The following is an 18,554-nucleotide window of genomic DNA, read 5'->3' on the forward strand; positions in this document are numbered from 1 at the left end:
GCGGCGAACGTTACCAGCGGGGGTGGATGGCCTCGCGGAAGTAGTGGTCGTAGATCCAGCGGACGCCTTCGTCGAAGTCCTTGCCAACGCTGACCGTGGCTGCGGCAGCGTTAGCCCGGGCCTGCTCCACATTGCGGGCACCGGGGATGACGGTGGTGACCCCATCCTGTGCGGCGATCCAGGCGATGGCAGCCTGGGCGTTGGTGGCACCCTCCGGCACCAGCTGCTCAAACTCAGCCACGGCCTTCAGGCCCAGTTCGTAGTCCACGCCGGAGAAGGTCTCGCCGACGTCGAAGGCTTCGCCCTTGCGGTTGTAGTTCCGGTGGTCATTCTCGGCGAAGGCGGTGTCTTTCGAGTACTTCCCTGACAGCAGCCCGGAGGCGAGCGGCACGCGTGCGACGATGCCCACGCCTGCGGCCCTGGCAGCCGGGAGGACCTCATCCAGCGGCTTGAGCCGGAAGGCATTCAGAATGATCTGGACCGACGCGGTCCCCTCGTGCCGGATCGCCTCGAGGGCCTCGTCCGTCCGTTCCACGCTGACGCCGTAGTTCTTAATGGCGCCTTCGGACACCAGGGTGTCCAGGGCGTCGTACACCTCGTTGTTGCTGTAGACCGGAGTGGGCGGGCAGTGCAGCTGGACCAGGTCCAGGGTGTCCGTGCCCAGGTTCGTCCGTGACCGGTCAACCCACTGGCGGAAGTTGGCCAGGGTGTAGTTTTCCGGCCGCTGTTCCACGCGCCGGCCCATCTTGGTGGCCACCGTAACGCCCAGGCCCGGGTTGTCCGCGAGGAACTTTCCAATGGCCTGCTCGCTCTTGCCGTCCCCGTAGACGTCGGCGGTGTCAAAGAGGGTCACGCCGGCCTCCACGGAGGCTGCGAGGATGGCCTGCGCCTGTGCCGGGTCAACGTTGCCCCAGTCCGCCCCGAGCTGCCAGGTACCCAGCCCCACAATGGAGACGTTCCGTCCGGTCTTGCCTAAAATCCGCTGTTCCATCCCACGACTATATGCAACGATGCAACCCGCGGTCAGATCCGCCCCGCTGCGAACGCCTCTGGGGTCCGGATGTGACCTCGTTGCCCTAGGACGGAACGTGCTCCACCTTGGGCACCAGCCCTGCCTCCTTCAGCCCCAGGTAGATCCGGTCCCGCGCAATGGGCAGGGATGCGAAGCGAACTCCAGTGGCGTTGCGGATGGCGTTCGCGAGCGCGGGGGCCACCGGGTTGAACGGGCTTTCGCTCATGGACTTGGCCCCCAGCGGGCCCATCTTGTCGTTGGTGTCCGCGAAGTAGACCTCGCTGCGCGGCACGTCCGCAAAAGTAGGAATGTGGTACTGCCGGAGGATGTCCGTGGTGACCTTGCCGGCGTCGTCCACCACCACTTCCTCGTACAGCGTGGCACCCAGGGCCTGCGCGATCCCGCCTTCGATCTGGCCGCGGCACTGCCGCGGGTTGACCACCACCCCGGCGTCAGCTGCCTGCACGCTTTGCAGGATTTTCAGCTCGCCGGTGCCGCGGTTCACCCCCACCCGGAAGCCGTGCACGTTGAACGCGACGGAGCGCGGCGTACCGCCCCAGCGCCCTTCGGCAGCGAGTTCGACGCCGGCTTCCGCGGCCGCCTGCGCAAGTTCCGAAAGTGCCACGGGAGTCCCGTCCACCACCAGGGAATCCCCATCGAGGACGCACGCCGAGGCCTGGGTCTGCCGGATGCCGGCGGCGAACGCCCGGATCCGGACCGCCAGTTCCTCCGCTGCTGCGAGGGTGGCCTTGCCGGCCACCACGGTGCCGGCTGAGCCGAACGCGCCGGTGTCGTGCTCCACGAGGTCCGTGTCCGACTGCCGCACCGCCACCCGGGACGCCTGCGTGGAGAGGGCGGTGGCGGCAAGCTGGGCGTGCACCGTGGTGGTGCCGTTGCCGAATTCGGCGGTTCCGACGTCGGCCTGGTACGTCCCGTCCGTCAGGAGCCGCAGGCGGGAATGGGCAAAGTGGCCGCGCGGCGGCACGGTGTCGATCATGGACAAGGCAGCGCCTTCGCCCACCATCCAGTCCGGCCCAAGATCCTCAAGGCCTGCCTGCCGGTAGCGTTCGCGGCCGCGGTCCAGGGCATCCCGGACCAGGTCCAGGCACTGGTCCAGCCCATAGCTGCCGTAGTGGACGTCTTCCTCCGGGTCGGGCTGCGTGGACAGCATGTGGTCCCCCTCGCGGACCATGTTCAGGCGGCGGAACTCCAACGGATCCATGCCGATGCCGGCGGCCAGCTCATCCATGGCCGACTCGATGGCGAAGATCATCTGGCTCAGCCCGTACCCGCGGAAAGCACCGGCCGGCACGGTATTGGTATATACCGAATGCGCGTCCACCTTCTTATTGGCGCAGTTGTACACCGACAGCGATTCGCCGCAGCCGTGGAACATGACGCCGGGACCGTGGTTGCCGTAGGCGCCGGTGTTGGTCACCACGTCCAGCTCCAGTGCCGTCAGCTTCCCGTCCCGGCTGGCCCCGGCCTTCAGCTTGATGGTAAACGGGTGCCGGGTGGTGGTGGCGGTGAACTGTTCGGTGCGGGTCAGTTCCAGCTGGACCGGCCGCTGCAGCTTCAGGGCCGCGAGCGCCACGAGGTCCTCCGTGAGGACTTCCTGCTTGCCGCCGAATCCACCGCCCACACGCCCGGCCACCACATGCACCTTGTCCTCTTCAAGCCCAAAGACACGGCAGAGGGTACGGCGGACCAGGAACGGGACCTGGCTGGAGGTGCGCACCTGCAGCCGGCCCTCTGCATCCACCGAGGCGATGGCCGCGTGGGTTTCCAGTGCCACGTGCTGCACCCGCTGGGTTTGGTAGGTCTGTTCATGGATGAAGTCGGCGGCGGCGAAGCCATCGGCCACGCTTCCCAGCTCCGAGTGCAGCTCCGCCACCACGTTCCGTTCCGGCCCCGCAATCCGGGAGCGGGCAGCATCCTTGTCCCCGTGGACCAGCGGCGCGTTGGGGAGCAGCGCCTCCTGGGGCGAGAGGACGGCCGGGAGTTCCTCATACTCCACCTGCAGCGCACGCACGCCTGCTTCCGCGGCGCCCATTGATTCCGCCACGACGGCGGCCACCCGCTGCCCGATGAACCTGACCACGTCATCGAGCACCCGGGTATCGTCGGGGTCATCCGTGAACAGCTCGTGCTGGGCCGTGGAGAACAGTTGCTCGGGCGCATCCTCGGAGGTGAGGACAGCCACCACTCCGGGGACCTTCAGTGCCGCGGCCTTGTCGATGGACACCACGCGGGCATGGGCAAGCGGCGACCGCAGGATCTTTAGGTGCAGCAGGCCCTGCAGCTGCTCCTGCGGAACGTCCAGGGTGTACCGGGCCGTTCCGGTGACCACTGCCCGGCTGGCCGGAGCCGGGACGTCGTCACCCAGCCGGCCCGCTTCCGGGTCCGGCTGCCCCTCCCCTGCGATGCCGGACCCCGGCCCCTGGGGATCCGGATGGCCGGCATCCCCGCAGACCGCATCAGCGATGGCGCGGTACCCGGTGCACCGGCAAAGGTTGCCCTTGAGGTTCCGCGGCAGGTTCTCCTTCTGTTCATCACTGAAGGAGGCGGCAGTCATCACCATGCCGGCCGTGCAGAAACCGCACTGGAAGCCCTGGCGCTCCAGGAACTGCTGCTGCACGGGGTGAAGCTGCCCGCCGGGGAGCTTCCCGTCGGCGCAGTTGGCCGCGGCGAGCCCCTCGATAGTGGTGACGGAGTGCCCTTCTGCCCTGACCGCCGGGTAAATGCAGCTGTGCACCGGCACGCCGTCCACGTGGACCGTGCAGGCCCCGCAGTCGCCGCCGTCGCAGCCCTTCTTCACCCCCAGGTTTCCCTGCTCCCGCAGGAAGGTCCGCAGGCACTGCCCTGGACGGGGCGCGGCGTTCGCAGAAGTTCCGTTGATCTCAATGGCCATGCTCAGGCCCCTTTCGAAAGAGTTGTGGGCCCGGACTCCGGGATCCCGCCGTTCCGCGGCGGCCAGAAGTCTCCGGACACAGCCAGTCCCGGCGTTCCCTGCGGCGCTGCAAGTTCGGCCCGGATCTCCTCGGCCAGCCGGTAGGTCATGTCGCGGCGCCAGGCCGGCAGCCCGTGGATGTCGTCGTGGTAAAGGTCTGCAGGGATCGCCTCATCGAGCGCCGCCGTTAACTGGTCCACGTCCGGCAGCGCGTCGAAACGGAGCTGCACGGGCCGCTTGGTGGCGGCGGTGACCGTCAGCACCAGCGAGGTCCCGGCGTCGAGCCTTCCAATGAGCAGCACCCCGGACCGGCCCAGGTTGCTCAGCGACAGGCGGCGGAAGGCCACGCAGGCGGAAAGGGCCGACGCCGGGAGGTGCACGCTGCGGAGCAGCTCACCTGGTGCCAGGCCGTTCCTGGCATCACCGGTGATGAAGTCCGCCACCGGGAGGGCGCGGCTGCCGCCGCCGGGAGCCAGGATGGTGGCCACGCCGTCCAGCCCGGCGCAGAGGGAGATGACCGGTCCGGCGGGCAGCGACGTGCAGAGGTTGCCGCCCACCGTGGACATGTTCCACACCTTGAAGGAGGCCACGAAGGAGTCGCAGCATGCCCGGACCAGGTCCAGCGCCGGCCAGCCGCGGCCCGAAACATCCGGCAGGCCGGGAAGGCTGTACAGCTGGGCGATGGTGCAGGTGGCGGCGAACTCGATGCCGTCGTCGGTCACCGTGATGGGCGTCCATCCTGCAGCGCCCAGGTCCAGGAGCCGTTTGAGCGGCTGCGGCCCGAAGGCGTAGCTGCCGTAGGAGAAAAGGACCGTCCCGCCGGCCAGCCAGGCATCGCCGTCACGCCATTCCGCGGGGTCGGTGGTGGGGACCACCGCCTCAATGGTGTTCATGTCCATGCGATCTCCTGCTTGTCAACGTCTGTGGGCGCCGGGGCGGGCGCGGGGTGGGAATGCGTGGGATGTTGATGGATGGCGCCGGACGTTTCCCGCAGCGGCAGGCAGCTGGCCGCACGGCTGCGGGCGGCGATGATTTCCGCGGTGATGGACACCGCCACTTCCGCGGGCGTGACGGCACCGAGGTCCAGCCCGATGGGTGAGTGCAGCTGCGCGATCCGCTCCGGCGGGACGCCTGCGCTGAGGAGTTCGCCAACCCGCTGGAGGTGGCTGCGGCGGGAGCCCATGGCGCCCACGTAGGCAAGGTCCAGGGCCAGCGCGGTTTCCAGCAGCGGGATATCGAACTTGGGATCGTGGGTCAGGACGGCGGCCACGGTTCGGCGGTCCGTCCGGCCGGCGGCCGCCTCCGACGCAAGGTACCGGTGCGGCCAGTCGGCCACCACCTGGTCCGCGGCGGCAAACCGGGGCTGCCCGGCAAACGCCGGCCGGGCGTCCACGAGGGTGACGTGGTAGCCCAGCAGCTTGGCGGCCGGGACCAGCGCCGCACCGAAGTCGTTGGCGCCGAACACCAACATCCGCGGCGGGGCCAGCCGGGACTCCACGAGGATGGCGTCCCCGGCTGAAGGCTGCCCGGTGCCTGTCCGGTCCGGAGGACAATCCCCCGGCTGGCCCAGCCGGACCAGGCCCGTGCCGCCGCTGCGCACCAGGGATTCCACGTGGGCAGCCGGTTCCCCGTGCAGCAGGGCTGCCAGCTCCGGGGACGCAGCCAGAGGGAAGGTGGCGGGATCGGAAAGGACGACGGCGCCGCCTCCTGCGCTGCCCAGCACCCGTACCAGGGCCACGGGTTGGTCCGGGCTGGTACCGGAGAGTTGCAGCAGGGCGGTGCGCAGCGGATGCGCGGCCTCTCCGGGCTGGGCGGCGGGCACCGGCTGGATGTGGATGTCCAGCTGACCCCCGCAGGTGAGCCCGGCGGCGAAGGCGTCGGCGGCGCTGAAGCCGAAGGTCTCAAGGCGTGTGGCGTCGTCGTCCATTGCCTCCTGCGCGAGCGCCACCACGGCGCCTTCCACGCAGCCGCCGGAGAGGCTGCCCAGCACCTCGCCCGATTCGGTGACCAGCATGGACGTGCCCACGGGCCGGGGCACGGAGCCGGAAGCAGCCACGATGGTGGCCACGGCGAACCACCGGCCTTCGAGCCGGGGCATCCAGGGGCCGAGCGAAGGGATCAGGTCAAGCATGGCGGCACTCCTTCTTCCGCGCGGCGGTGGTGTCCATTGTCTGTCCTGCAGGGGGCCGGGCCAAGAGTTGACCCGGCCCCCCGGCTGTTTGGGGCAAAGCTCAGCCGCCCAGCAGGTGGTTGATCGGTCCGCGCGCGAAGTACACCAGGAAACCGATGCTCACCACCCACATCAGCGGATGGATCTTCTTCGCCTTGCCCGAGGCCGCCCCGATGATCGCCCAGCTCACGAAGCCGACGCCGATGCCGTTGGCGATCGAGTAGCTCAGCGGCATGGTGACGATGGTGAGGAATGCCGGCAGGGCCACCGTGAACTTGGTGAACTTGATCTCGCGGATCTGGGCCATCATCATCGCGCCCACCACCACCAGCGCGGCGGCCGCAACTTCCAGCGGCACCACGCTGGTGAGCGGCGTGAGGAACATCGAGCCAAGGAACAGCACGCCGGTTACCACTGAGGCCAGGCCGGTGCGGGCACCTTCGCCGATGCCGGCCGCGGAGTCGATGTACACGGTGTTGGAGGAGCCTGAGGTGGCCCCGCCGGCCACGGCGCCGAAGCCTTCTACGATGAAGGCTGCCTTCAGCCGCGGGAAGGTGCCGTCCTTGTGCGCGACGCCGGCGCTTTTGGCCAGGCCGGTCATGGTGCCCATGGCGTCGAAGAAGTTGGTGAACACGAGCGTGAAGACCAGCATGGTGGCCGCGAGTCCGCCGATCCTGGCAAACGAGCCAAACAGATCGAACTGGCCAACCAGGCCAAGGTCCGGTGCCGAGACCAGCTGGCCGGACAGGACCGGGGTGTTCAGGTGCCAGCCGCCGGGGTTGGTGGCGCTGGCGGGGCCCAGCTTCAGGATGGCTTCCACGACGGCGGCCAGCACGGTGGTGCCGACGATGCCGATGAGCAGGCCGCCCTGGACCTTGCGGGCCACCAGGATGCCCATAGCCAGGAGGCCGACGACGAACACGAGCGTGGGCACCGAGGTGATGGAGCCGCCGTCGCCCAGCTGGACAGGGGGCCCGCCTGCCGTGGGCCGGACGAAGCCGGAGTCCACGAAACCGATGAAGGCGATGAACAGGCCGATGCCCACGGTTATGGCCGCCTTGAGTTCCTTGGGCACCGCCCGGAAGATGGCGGTCCGGGCACCGGTGACGCCGAAGAGGACAATCAGGATGCCGTTGATCACCACCAGGCCCATGGCCTCGGGCCAGGTGACTTCCTGGATCACGGAGACCGCCAGGAACGAGTTGATGCCCAGCCCGGCGGCAAGTCCGAACGGGAGGTTGGCGATAAGGCCGAAGAGGATGGTCATGACGCCGGCCGTGAGTCCGGTGACGGCACCCACCTGCGCGGCGGACAGCCAGCCCCCGGCGACGTCGGTGGGGGCGTTGTCCGCGCTGAACCCGCCGAGGATGAGGGGGTTCAGGATGACGATGTACGCCATGGTGAAGAAGGTGACCAGGCCACCGCGGAATTCACGGGCAAGGGTGGAGCCGCGCCGGGTGACCTGGAAGAAGCGGCCCAGGAAGGATTCGGGGGGCTGGGGGGTTTGTGATCCCTGCGCCGAAGTGTGCGACGTCCGCCGGGAGGTGCTGGTGGTTGGAGCCGAATGCTCCTCGTGGGAATGGTCCAGGATGGTCATCGAAGCCGCCGGGCCTAGTAGTCGATCCTGGATTCGAGCGTGTTCCAGGTGTTGAACGGCTCCAGCGGGGCGGGGGCCTGGGGATCGCCCAGTTCCAGCTTGGATACCGGCATCAGGGAGTCCCTGTCCTGGTTTTCGAAGTATTCGTAGAACACCGCGTCGTCGAAGCCCACGGAGGCGGCGTCGTGGCGGTCGGCTGCGTAGACAACACTGCCTACCCGGGCCCAGAGCGCGGAGGCCAGGCACATGGGGCAGGGCTCGCAGCTGGTGTAGAGGGTGGCGCCGCTGAGATCGAAGGTGCCGAGTTCGCGGCAGGCGGTGCGGATGGCCGTGACTTCGGCGTGCGCGGTGGGATCGTTGTCCGCGGTGACGCGGTTGACGCCGTCAAACGTTTGGCCGTCCGCCGTGACGATCATGGCGCCGAAGGGGCCTCCGCTGTTAAGGACATTGGCCGTTGCCAGCCGGATGGAGCGGGCCAAAAATTGTTCGGCCGTGACGGTGGTACTCATGATGCGACTTCCTTTTGCCGGGAAGCCTGGTGTTGCGCAGGACCAGTAGAACCAGGTGCGAACGGTTACCAGGCTTCAGCATGTGCTGTGAAGGTTAAGTTGCGCCTGGTAGATAGCTTCCCGGGTTCGGGCGCCCGCCTTTGGCAGAATCGAGATTAGCACCGCTGTGTGGGCCACGCCATAGTTTTCTGGAAATTTAATTTCGTAATGTGAAATCGATGTTTCGGCGTCTTCACGGTGCTGCCGGCCGGGCAGTCACAAAGACTCCCGTTGACGTAGGCGGGGGCGTCTTCCTAGGCTGATCCCACCCGTCCTGCCCTGCAGGCCGCGGGCACCTGGATCAGCAGACAGGGCCTCACTGAGCTGGATTGAAAACCATCAGCGCTCAGAGAAGGACAGCCATGACGCAATCCACCGCACCCGCATCCCGTCTATGGATCAGGAATCCGCAGGCAGCTTTCACCGCCAACACCCTTGATGCTTCAGGCGGCCTGGTGGTCAGTGGCGGCGTCATTACCGAGGTCCTGGCAGCGGGACAGCAGCCGTCCGCACCCTGCACGGAAACGTTTGACGCCCGCAGTCACGTGCTCTTGCCGGGCCTGATCAACACGCACCACCACTTCTACCAAACCCTCACCCGGGCCTGGGGTCCGGTGGCCAATGCACCGCTGTTCCCCTGGCTGCAGAACCTCTATCCCGTGTGGGCCCGGCTCACCCCCAAGGACCTGGAACTGGCCGCGACGGTGGCCCTCGCCGAGCTGCTGCTCTCCGGCTGCACCACCGCTGCCGACCATCACTACCTGTTTCCCGCCGGCCTCGAAGATGCCATCGACATTGAGGTGGCGGCAGTGCGCCGGCTGGGCATGCGCGCCACGCTAACCCGCGGCTCCATGACGCTGGGAACGGACGACGGCGGCCTGCCGCCGCAGTCCACGGTGCAGCGCCCAGAGGTGGTGCTGGAAGACAGCGAGCGCCTGGTGGGCCGGTACCACGAGCGCGGCGACGACGCGGGGATCCAGATCGCGCTGGCTCCCTGCTCGCCGTTCTCGGTGACCAGGGAGATCATGGCCGAGAGTGCGGCACTGGCGGAGCGGCTGGACGTCCGGCTGCACACCCACCTGGCCGAGACCCTCGACGAGGAGGACTTCTGCCGGGAGATGTTCGGAGTGCGGACGGTGGACTACCTGGACAGCGTTGGCTGGCTGACGGACCGCACCTGGCTGGGACACGGCATCCACTTCAGCGATGCGGAGATCACCCGCCTCGGCGCCGCGGGGACCGCCGTCGCTCACTGCCCCACCTCCAACATGCGGCTGGCCTCGGGCACCGCACGCGTTCTGGAACTGGAGGATGCCGGAGTGCCGGTGGGGCTGGGGGTTGACGGCTCGGCGTCGAACGATGCCTCCAACATGATCCTGGAGGCGCGGCAGGCCCTCTACCTCCAGCGGCTGAGGTACGGCGCGGATGTTCCGGTGGAGCGGGCGTTGGGCTGGGCCACCCGCGGTTCCGCCGCCGTCCTGGGGCGGCCGGCGCTGGGCCAGCTGGCACCGGGGATGCAGGCGGATCTTGCAATGTTCAGGCTCGATGACCTGCGCTTCTCCGGCAGCCACGATCCCATCGCCGCCCTCCTCCTGTGCGCCGCGGACCGGGCAGACCGCGTGATGGTGGCCGGGCAGTGGCGGGTAGTGGACGGGCAGATCCCGGGGCTGGACGTGGCAGGGTTGATTGCCGAGCACTCGGCCGCGGCACGGCGCCTGGTGAGCGGCTCGCGCTGAACGGCTGACGCTTTCCCGGCCAACTGCTAGCGTGGCGCCATGACTCCGTCAAAGACGCCGGCCGAGATCCTGGACATTGAGGGTGTTGAGGTCCGGATCTCCAGCCCGGACAAGGTGGTATTCCCCCAACCGGGGCTGACCAAGCTCGACCTCGTTCAGTACTACCTGGCCGTGGCGGACGGTGCGCTGCGGGGTGCGGGAGGCCGGCCCATGGTGCTCAAACGGTTTCCCAAAGGCATCGACGCCGAGCCGTTCTTCCAGAAGCGCGTACCCGAAAACCACCCTCCCTTCATCGACACCACCACGCTGCATTACGCGTCCGGAACTTCGGCCGAGGAAGCGGTGATCCGCGACGCCGCTGGCCTCGCCTGGGTCATCAACCTCGGCTGCCTGGACCTGAACCCGCACCCGGTCCGGGCAGAGGACCTGGAGCACCCGGACGAACTCCGGGTGGACCTGGACCCCATGCCGGGCGTGGACTGGTCCCAGATCGTGGACGTGGCGTATGTGGCGCAGGAGGTCCTGGACGACGTGGGGCTGATGGGATGGCCGAAGACCAGCGGTTCACGGGGACTGCACATCCTGGCGCGCATTGCCCCGGAATGGTCCTACCGCGACGTCCGGCTCGCCGCCGAAACGCTGGCCCGGGAAGTGGAGAACCGGGCCCCGGGCCTCGCCACGGCACGGTGGTGGAAGGAGGAGCGCGGCGAGAGCGTGTTCGTTGACTTCAACCAGAACGCCAAGGACCGCACGGTGGCCTCCGCCTATTCCGTCAGGCCCCTACCGGATGCCCGGGTGTCTACGCCGCTCACGTGGGAAGAGGTCCGCAAGGCCCGGCCGGAGCAGTTTACGGTGCCCACGGTCCTGGAGCGGTTCGCGGAGATCGGCGATCCGCATGCCGGCATTGAAGGTGCCGTGGGCAGGCTGGACGGCCTCCTCGCCCTTGCCGAAAAGCTGGGGCCAGCGGAGAAGGCGCCACGCAGCGGCAACGGCTCCGGACGCCGGCAGTCGCTGATGCCGCTCATAGAGGTGGCCCGGACCAGGACCAAGCCCGAGGCACTCGCGGCGCTCGATGAATGGAAGGCCGGGCATGCCGGCGTCGTAGCTGCCCTCCAGCCCGCCGATGTCCTGGTGGACGGGATGCGCGGGTCCAGCTCGCTCTGGTACCGGGTCCGGGTGAACCTGCAGCATGTGCCCGAGGCTGAACGCCCTCCCCAGGAGGACCTCATCGCGGACTACGACCCCTGGGCCGGCAAACAGTGGCCTGGCGGGCCCGGCTCCTGACTGGCTGCTGTTAGATCAGCGCCGGCCGAAGACCGGAAGGGCGCGGAGCCAGCGGGAAAATCCCCCGGCCCGCCGCTCATGGTCGGCGGGAATGTAGAAATCCGGGTCACTGGCCCCGAAGGGCAGGTACAACTCCTGGCCCGGTGCCGGAAATTCCACAACCTGCTTCTGCTCCTGGGGGTTCATCTGCTCCTCCTGTTCCACATAGCGTTTCCGTATCTCGGAAAATATTTATTGCTATATGAAAAGGATAGGCAGCGGCTTCCCGGGCGTCAGTGCCCGCCTGACGCAGGCCTTGACGCCCGGCAGTCACAAAATGAATTTTGGCCCTGTGATGTACACCACCGGATTGCGGAGGTACGCTGTTAGGCAACTCGTGGCGCACGTCACGTAACCTGGGAGCAGCAGGCAGGGTCGTAATGAGCTGGCATCAATGGATGCCGGCTCTTTTTTGTTGGGTCGGCTCCACCGGAAACGCGCTCGAAACGCGCGCTTAATTTCAGTGATGGAACCTTGGTTCCACTTACCGGAGATTGGGAACAGACCATGAGCAGCAAGATCATCCTCGGCGAAAACCAGTACGGCAAGGCAGAAGTCCGCGTCGTCAAGATCACCCGGGACACCAACCGCCACGAGATCGAAGACCTGAACGTCACCTCGCAGCTGCGGGGCGACTTCGCCGCGGCCCACCTGGAGGGCGATAACGCCCACGTGGTGGCCACCGACACCCAGAAGAACACCATCTATGCCTTCGCCCGCGACGGCATCGGCTCACCGGAAGCGTTCCTGCTGCGCCTCGGCGAGCACTTCACCTCCAGCTTCGACTGGGTCACCGGCGGCCGCTGGGAAGCAGAGTCCTACGGCTGGAACCGCATCCAGGCACACGGCAGCGAACACGACCACTCGTTCGTCCGCAACGGCCAGGAAGTCCGCACCGCGGTCCTGGTCCGTGACGGCGCCACCAGCCACCTGATCTCCGGACTGAAGGACCTCACCGTCCTTAAGTCCACCCAATCCGGCTTTGTCGGCTACCCCCGGGACCGCTACACCACGCTGCCCGAGACCACCGACCGCATCCTGGCCACCGACGTCTCGGCCCGCTGGCGCTTCAAGACCGGCACCGATTTCAGCGCGCTGGACTTCAACAAGAGCTACGACGACGTCAAGGGCCTCCTGCTCGAAGGCTTCACCGAGAAATACTCCCACGCACTGCAGCAGACGCTGTTCGACATGGGCGCCAAGGTGCTCGAGGCACACAGCGAAATCGACGAGATCAAGTTCTCCATGCCCAACAAGCACCACTTCCTGGTGGACCTCTCGCCCTTCGGCCTGGACAACCCCAACGAGGTCTTCTTCGCGGCAGACCGCCCGTACGGCCTGATCGAGGCCACTGTCCAGCGCGAGGATGCTGCGGCAGCCCCGGCCGCCTGGTCCGGCATCGCCGGCTTCTGCTAAAACACAACACCCACAGGGTTTCGGCGGGCCCAGCCACGCACCGCATGACTGGGCCCGCCGGGGCCACCCCACAGCTTTCACCTTGTTAGCCAGACACCAGTTAGCCAGACGATGACGTCTGCCATGAACCAAGAAAGTCTGCCATGAACACCAAGAAGAAACTGGCCCCTGCAGCCGCCGAAAAAGGTGCACGGCCTTCACGCCCCGAGGACCAGCGCCTCCCGATCGGAAGCATGTTTGCCTACGGCTTCCAACACGTCCTCACCATGTACGGCGGCATTATTGCCCCTCCCCTGATCATCGGCGCAGCCGCAGGAATGAACTCCCAGGACATCGGCCTGCTCATTGCGGCCTGCCTTTTCGTGGGCGGCCTGGCCACCATCCTGCAGACCGTGGGCGTCCCCTTCTTCGGTTCGCAACTGCCGCTGGTACAGGGCGTCTCCTTCGCCGGAGTCTCCACCATGGTGGCCATCGTCCATGGCGGCGGGGGAATCCAGGCCGTCTTCGGTTCGGTCATCGCGGCTTCCCTGATCGGCCTGCTGATCACGCCGCTGTTCTCAAAGATCATCAGGTTCTTCCCGCCCGTCGTCACGGGCACCGTGATCACCACCATCGGCCTCACCTTGATGCCCGTCGCCGCCAACTGGGCCATGGGCGGAAACAGCAAGGCGCCCAACTACGGCAGCGTCGCAAACATCGGCCTGGCAGCAGCCACCATGGGCATCGTCCTGCTCCTGAGCAAGGTGGGCAGCGCCGCCATCTCCCGACTGTCCATCCTGCTGGCCATGGTCCTGGGCACGCTGATCGCCTTCGTCTTCGGCATGGCGGACTTCTCCAGGGTGGGCCAGGGCGAGATTGTCGCGTTCCCCACCCCCTTCGCCTTCGGACCGCCCACGTTTGAGCTTGCTGCCATCATCTCCATGCTGATCGTCATCCTGGTCACCCTCACGGAGACGTCCGCGGACATCATCGCAGTGGGCGAGATTGTGGGCACCAAGGTGGACTCCAAGCGGATCGGCAACGGCCTGAGGGCTGACATGCTGTCCAGCGCCGTCTCCCCGCTGTTCAACTCCTTCACCCAGAGCGCGTTCGCCCAGAACGTGGGGCTGGTGGCCATCACGGGCGTCAAGAGCCGGTTCGTGGTCAGCGCCGGCGGCGTGATCCTGGTGGTACTTGGCCTGCTGCCGGTCCTTGGCCGGGTGGTCGCAGCGGTGCCGACGCCTGTCCTCGGGGGTGCCGGCGTCGTGCTCTTCGGCACGGTGGCGGCCAGCGGCATCCGGACCCTGTCCAAGGTGGACTACAAGAACAACATGAACTTGATCGTGGTGGCCGCCTCCATCGGCTTCGGCATGATTCCCATCGCCGCCCCGGCGTTCTACGACAAGTTCCCGTCCTGGTTTGGCACCATCTTCCACTCCGGCATCAGCTCCGCGGCCGTGATGGCCATCCTGCTGAACCTGCTGTTCAACCACCTGCGGGCGGGCAATTCGGATAACCAGTCGGTGTTCGTGGCCGGCACTGAGCGGCTGGTGCGGGCGGAGGACCTCCGCTGCCTGGCCGAAGGCGACCGCTTCGAAAACGGCCGGCTGATCGATTGCGACGGCAAGGAAGTCGCCGTCCAGGCATCAGGGAAGGCATCAGAGCACTGACCTCCCCTGCAACATACGACGGCGGCGGCCCACTCCGAAAAGGAGGGGCCGCCGCCGCGCGTGGTTGGCGCAGTCCGGACAGGACAGGTGGCTTAGGTGCGGTTGAGCTCGCGGGAGATGGCCTCAGCCGCCTCGCGGAGGACGGGTACGGCCTTGTCGGCGAAGTCCTCGTCCACCCGGGAGACCGGACCGGACACGGAAATCGCACTCGGGGTGGGGGCGTTGGGCACTGCCATGGCGAAGCAGCGGACACCCAGCTCCTGCTCTTCCTCATCGATCGAGTAACCGCGCTCGCGGATCAGCTTGAGGTCGGCCAGGAGTTCGTCCACGTCCCCGATGCTCTTGGCAGTGGGGGTAGGCATTCCGGCGCGGGCCACGATGCCGCGGACAGTGTCGTCATCGAGCTGGGCCAGGATGGCTTTTCCGACCCCCGTGGCATGGGTGTGGGCGCGCCGGCCCACCTCGGTGAACATGCGCATCGAATGCAGCGAGGGAACCTGGGCCACGTAGATCACCATGTCCGAATCCAGCACGGCCATGTTGGAGGTCTCCCCCAGCCGGTCCACCAGGACCTTCAGCTGCGGCTGGGCCAGGGCGCCGAGCTGTTTGTTGGCGCCCTCCCCCAGCCTGATGAGCCGGGGACCCAGGGCGTAGCGCCGGTTGGGCAGCTGGCGAATGTAGCCGAGCGAGACCAAGGTGCGGAGCAGCCGGTGGATGGTGGGCAATGGCAGGTCCGTGGAGGACGAGAGCTCGCTGAGCGTCACGTCGCCGCCGGCATCGGTGATGAGCTCCAGCAGTTCGAAAACGCGCTCCACCGACTGCACCCCACCAGAGGCTTTTTCTGCCATTCCGTTGTCTCCTATGGCTCGGAATCCGACAACTCTTATCCGCATCGTGAAAAGAATTGCTTAGAACACCCAAGATACAGCACAGAGGTTTCCCCGGCGACGTCCGCCTTCGGTCGCAATCGGAGGGCTTGTATTTCCATAAAGTAGATAATAATATCCATAATACGAAAACATTCGGTTTGAAGCAGCAACAGGCCAAGGCCCTAACAGGAGGACATTCAATGGCGAACCCGAGCCCCGGAAATTCGATCACCCTGCGCGTGGAAGCACCGTCAAGCTTCAGCGCCACCAGCGAGCTGGCCGCAGCCGTGGGAGCCGCCGGCGCCGCGATCACCGCCCTCGACGTGACCGAATCCCACCACGAGACCCTGGTTGTTGACGTCACCTGCAACACCACCGACGACGCCCACGCCGCCCGCGTCAAGGACGCCCTGGACGCACTCGACGGCGTCACGGTCCAGCACGTCTCCGACCGCACCTTCCTGATGCACCTCGGCGGCAAGCTCGAGGTTGTCCCCAAAGTAGCCCTGCGCAACCGGGACGACCTCTCCCGCGCCTACACTCCCGGCGTCGCCCGCGTATGCCTGGCCATTGCCGAGGATCCCGCGGCAGCCCGCAACCTCACGGTCAAGCGCAACACCATTGCTGTTCTCACCGACGGTTCGGCCGTCCTGGGGCTGGGCAATATCGGCCCCGCCGCCGCCCTCCCCGTGATGGAAGGCAAGGCTGCCCTGTTCAAGCAGTTCGCCAACGTGGACGCCTGGCCGGTCTGCCTGGACACCCAGGACACCGAAGAAATCATCATGATCGCCAAGGCCATGGCACCGGTCTACGGGGGCATCAACCTGGAAGACATCGCCGCCCCGCGCTGCTTCGAGATCGAGAACCGGCTGCGCGACGAGCTGGACATCCCCGTGTTCCACGATGACCAGCACGGCACCGCCATTGTCACCCTCGCCGCCTTGGTCAATGCGCTGCGCGTGGTGGACAAGAAGCTGGAGGACGTGAAGATCGTGGTTTCCGGCGTCGGCGCCGCCGGCTCCGCCATCATCCAGCTGCTCAAGGCGCAGGGTGCGCGGCACATCATCGCCGCCGGCCGCTCCGGCGCCATCCACGCAGGAGAGAAGTACGACGACGAGCACCGCAGCTGGATTGCCGCGAACACCAACGAAGAGGGCTTCTCCGGAACCCTGCACGACGCCCTCAACGGTGCCGACGTGTTTATCGGCGTCAGCGCACCGCACGTGATCGGCGAAGAACAGGTGGCGTCCATGGCGGAGAACGCCATCGTCTTTGCGATGGCCAACCCCACCCCGGAAATCGACCCCGTCATCGCGTCCAGGCATGCGGCAGTGGTGGCCACCGGGCGCAGCGACTTCCCCAACCAGATCAACAACGTGCTGGCATTCCCGGGCTTCTTCCGCGGCCTGCTGGATGCCGGAGCCTCGGACATCACGCCGGACATGCTGGTGGCCGCCGCGGAGGCCATTGCCAACCGCGTGGCTGACGATGAGCTCAATGCCAGCTACATTATCCCCAGCGTCTTCGATCCCCATGTGGCTGCCGACGTTGCCGCAGCGGTGGCCGCGGCCGCCCGGTCAGCCCGCGTTGCAACGGCTGAACCGGCCGATTCCGCCACGGAACCAGCAGCAGCACTGGCTTCCGCCTGACCGCCCGACTTCCAGCCAAAGGAAAGGACCAGAAATGGCCATCACCGTCACAGATCCCCGGCCCATCGCCCGCGCAGAGGAGATCCTCACGCCCAAGGCACTGGCCTTCATCGAGGAGCTCCACACCCGGTTCGCCGGCACCCGCAACGAGCTGCTGGCGGCCCGCGCCGCCAAGCGGCAGCGGGTGGCCGAGAACGGAAAGCTGGATTTCCTGCCGGAGACGCAGGACGTGCGCGACGGCGACTGGAAAGTTGCGCCCGCACCGGCGGCTTTGCAGGACCGCCGGGTGGAGATGACCGGGCCCGCGTCACCGGCGAAGATGGCCATCAACGCCCTGAACTCCGGCGCCAAGGTATGGCTGGCGGACCTCGAAGACGCCAGCACTCCCACCTGGGCCAACGTCATCGACGCCATCCTGAACCTCCGTGACGCCGCCCAGGGCACCCTCAGCTACACCTCGGACGAAGGCAAGGAGTACCGGCTCCGCAGCGACGCGCCGCTCGCCGTCGTGGTGGCCCGCCCCCGCGGCTGGCACATGCAGGAGAAGCACCTGCTGGTCAACGGCGAACCCGCGGTAGGTGCGCTGGTGGACTTCGGGCTGCACTTCTTCCACATCGCCAAGCAGCTGGTCCTCAACGGGCAGGGCCCGTACTACTACCTGCCCAAGATGGAGAGCCACCTCGAAGCACGGCTGTGGAATGACGTGTTCGTCTTCGCCCAGGACTTCCTGGGACTGAACCAGGGCACCATCCGCGCCACAGTGCTGATCGAGACCATTCCGGCCGCCTTCGAAATGGACGAGATCCTGTATGAACTCCGGGACCACGCCTCCGGCCTGAACGCCGGCCGCTGGGACTACCTGTTCAGCATCATCAAGTACTTCCGTGATGCCGGCGAGGAATTCGTCCTGCCGGACCGTGCCTCGGTGGTGATGACCGCGCCCTTCATGCGCGCCTACACCGAGCTCCTGGTCAAGACCTGCCACAAGCGCGGCGCCTTCGCCATGGGCGGCATGGCTGCGGTCATCCCCAACCGCCGCCACCCCGAGGTCACCGAAGCCGCCTTCGAAAAGGTGCGCGCGGACAAGACCCGCGAGGCGAACGACGGCTTCGACGGGTCCTGGGTGGCGCACCCGGACCTGGTGCCCACCTGCCGCGAGGTCTTTGACTCGGTGCTCGGCGACAAGCCCAACCAGGTGGACAAGCAGCGCCCGGAGGTCAACGTTACGGCGGAACAGCTGCTGGATGTCTCCTCCGCCGAGGGCCAGGTCACCGAGGCAGGGCTGCGGCTCAACCTCTATGTGGCCATTGCCTACACGGCCGTGTGGCTGTCCGGGAACGGCGCCGTGGCCATCCACAACCTGATGGAGGACGCCGCCACCGCTGAAATCTCCCGCTCGCAGGTGTGGCAGCAGATCCGCAACAAGTCAGTCCTGGCGGACACCGGTAACACCGTCACCCGCGAACTGGTGGAGCGGATCCTAAACGAGGAGACCGAGCGGCTCCGCACCGAGTTCGGTGACGAGGCCTTCCGCCGCTACTACCAGCCGGCCAGCGAACTGATCGCGGACATCTGCCTGTCCGAGGACTACACCGACTTCCTCACCACCCCGGCCTACGAACTGGTGGGCTGAGG

At 67.0% G+C, this 18,554-nt stretch carries 14 protein-coding genes; 6 read left to right on the top strand and 8 right to left on the bottom strand.

Translation table 11 applies throughout. From position 1 onward, the window contains the following. Nucleotides 1-10: 10 nt before the first annotated feature. From FBY36_RS05575 to FBY36_RS05600, 6 genes are all read right to left on the bottom strand, one after another. Nucleotides 11-991 carry an aldo/keto reductase gene (locus FBY36_RS05575; protein ID WP_142117695.1) on the bottom strand — a complete coding sequence of 327 codons (981 nt, stop codon included), beginning with the start codon at nt 989-991 and terminating at the stop codon, nt 11-13. Between the two features lie 85 nt (nt 992-1,076). Beyond that, a complete protein-coding gene (locus tag FBY36_RS05580; protein WP_142117696.1) occupies nt 1,077-3,923 on the bottom strand; it encodes a molybdopterin-dependent oxidoreductase in 2,847 nt (948 codons plus the stop codon). A 2-nt stretch (nt 3,924-3,925) separates the two neighbouring features. Continuing rightward, a complete protein-coding gene (locus tag FBY36_RS05585) occupies nt 3,926-4,861 on the bottom strand; it encodes an FAD binding domain-containing protein (protein ID WP_142117697.1) in 936 nt (311 codons plus the stop codon). Next, complete coding sequence (locus FBY36_RS05590; RefSeq protein WP_142117698.1) at nt 4,852-6,093, bottom strand: XdhC family protein; 1,242 nt, start codon at nt 6,091-6,093, stop codon at nt 4,852-4,854. Before FBY36_RS05590 ends, FBY36_RS05585 begins: the two co-directional genes overlap by 10 nt. A gap of 100 nt (nt 6,094-6,193) precedes the next feature. Next, nucleotides 6,194-7,729, bottom strand: coding sequence for an NCS2 family permease (locus FBY36_RS05595; protein WP_142117699.1), 1,536 nt, complete (start codon nt 7,727-7,729; stop codon nt 6,194-6,196). Nucleotides 7,730-7,743: 14 nt separating this feature from the next. Next, nucleotides 7,744-8,238: a nucleoside deaminase gene (locus FBY36_RS05600; protein ID WP_142029051.1), complete on the bottom strand. Its 495-nt coding sequence runs from the start codon at nt 8,236-8,238 to the stop codon at nt 7,744-7,746. A 401-nt stretch (nt 8,239-8,639) separates the two neighbouring features. On the opposite strand from FBY36_RS05600, the gene FBY36_RS05605 reads away from it, so the two are divergent. Both FBY36_RS05605 and ligD read left to right on the top strand, forming a co-directional pair. Next, nucleotides 8,640-10,013, top strand: coding sequence for an 8-oxoguanine deaminase (locus FBY36_RS05605; RefSeq protein ID WP_142117700.1), 1,374 nt, complete (start codon nt 8,640-8,642; stop codon nt 10,011-10,013). A 39-nt stretch (nt 10,014-10,052) separates the two neighbouring features. Further along, the gene (gene ligD / locus FBY36_RS05610) at nt 10,053-11,297 is read left to right on the top strand and encodes a non-homologous end-joining DNA ligase (RefSeq protein WP_142117701.1); all 1,245 of its coding nucleotides are present in this window, start codon (nt 10,053-10,055) and stop codon (nt 11,295-11,297) included. Between the two features lie 15 nt (nt 11,298-11,312). On the opposite strand, the gene FBY36_RS20670 is transcribed toward ligD, so the two are convergent. Beyond that, on the bottom strand, nt 11,313-11,483 hold the full coding sequence (locus FBY36_RS20670) for a hypothetical protein (RefSeq protein ID WP_200830446.1): 171 nt from the start codon (nt 11,481-11,483) through the stop codon (nt 11,313-11,315). 360 nt (nt 11,484-11,843) lie between these two features. Here FBY36_RS20670 and pucL point away from each other — a divergent pair, with 360 nt between their 5' ends. Beyond that, on the top strand, nt 11,844-12,752 hold the full coding sequence (gene pucL / locus FBY36_RS05615) for a factor-independent urate hydroxylase (protein WP_142117702.1): 909 nt from the start codon (nt 11,844-11,846) through the stop codon (nt 12,750-12,752). A gap of 143 nt (nt 12,753-12,895) precedes the next feature. Then, the gene (locus FBY36_RS05620) at nt 12,896-14,401 is read left to right on the top strand and encodes a nucleobase:cation symporter-2 family protein (RefSeq protein WP_142117703.1); all 1,506 of its coding nucleotides are present in this window, start codon (nt 12,896-12,898) and stop codon (nt 14,399-14,401) included. Nucleotides 14,402-14,493: 92 nt separating this feature from the next. Here FBY36_RS05620 and FBY36_RS05625 read toward each other — a convergent pair whose 3' ends face one another. Continuing rightward, the gene (locus FBY36_RS05625; RefSeq protein WP_142029056.1) at nt 14,494-15,249 is read right to left on the bottom strand and encodes an IclR family transcriptional regulator; all 756 of its coding nucleotides are present in this window, start codon (nt 15,247-15,249) and stop codon (nt 14,494-14,496) included. A gap of 221 nt (nt 15,250-15,470) precedes the next feature. On the opposite strand from FBY36_RS05625, the gene FBY36_RS05630 reads away from it, so the two are divergent. Next, nucleotides 15,471-16,919 (top strand): NAD-dependent malic enzyme, encoded by a 1,449-nt coding sequence (locus tag FBY36_RS05630; protein ID WP_142117704.1) that lies wholly within the window; start codon nt 15,471-15,473, stop codon nt 16,917-16,919. A 34-nt stretch (nt 16,920-16,953) separates the two neighbouring features. Then, a complete protein-coding gene (gene aceB / locus FBY36_RS05635) occupies nt 16,954-18,552 on the top strand; it encodes a malate synthase A (RefSeq protein WP_142117705.1) in 1,599 nt (532 codons plus the stop codon). Nucleotides 18,553-18,554: the final 2 nt, after the last annotated feature.

The sequence above is a fragment of the Arthrobacter sp. SLBN-122 genome, assembly GCF_006715165.1.
Classification (GTDB): Bacteria; Actinomycetota; Actinomycetes; order Actinomycetales; family Micrococcaceae; genus Arthrobacter.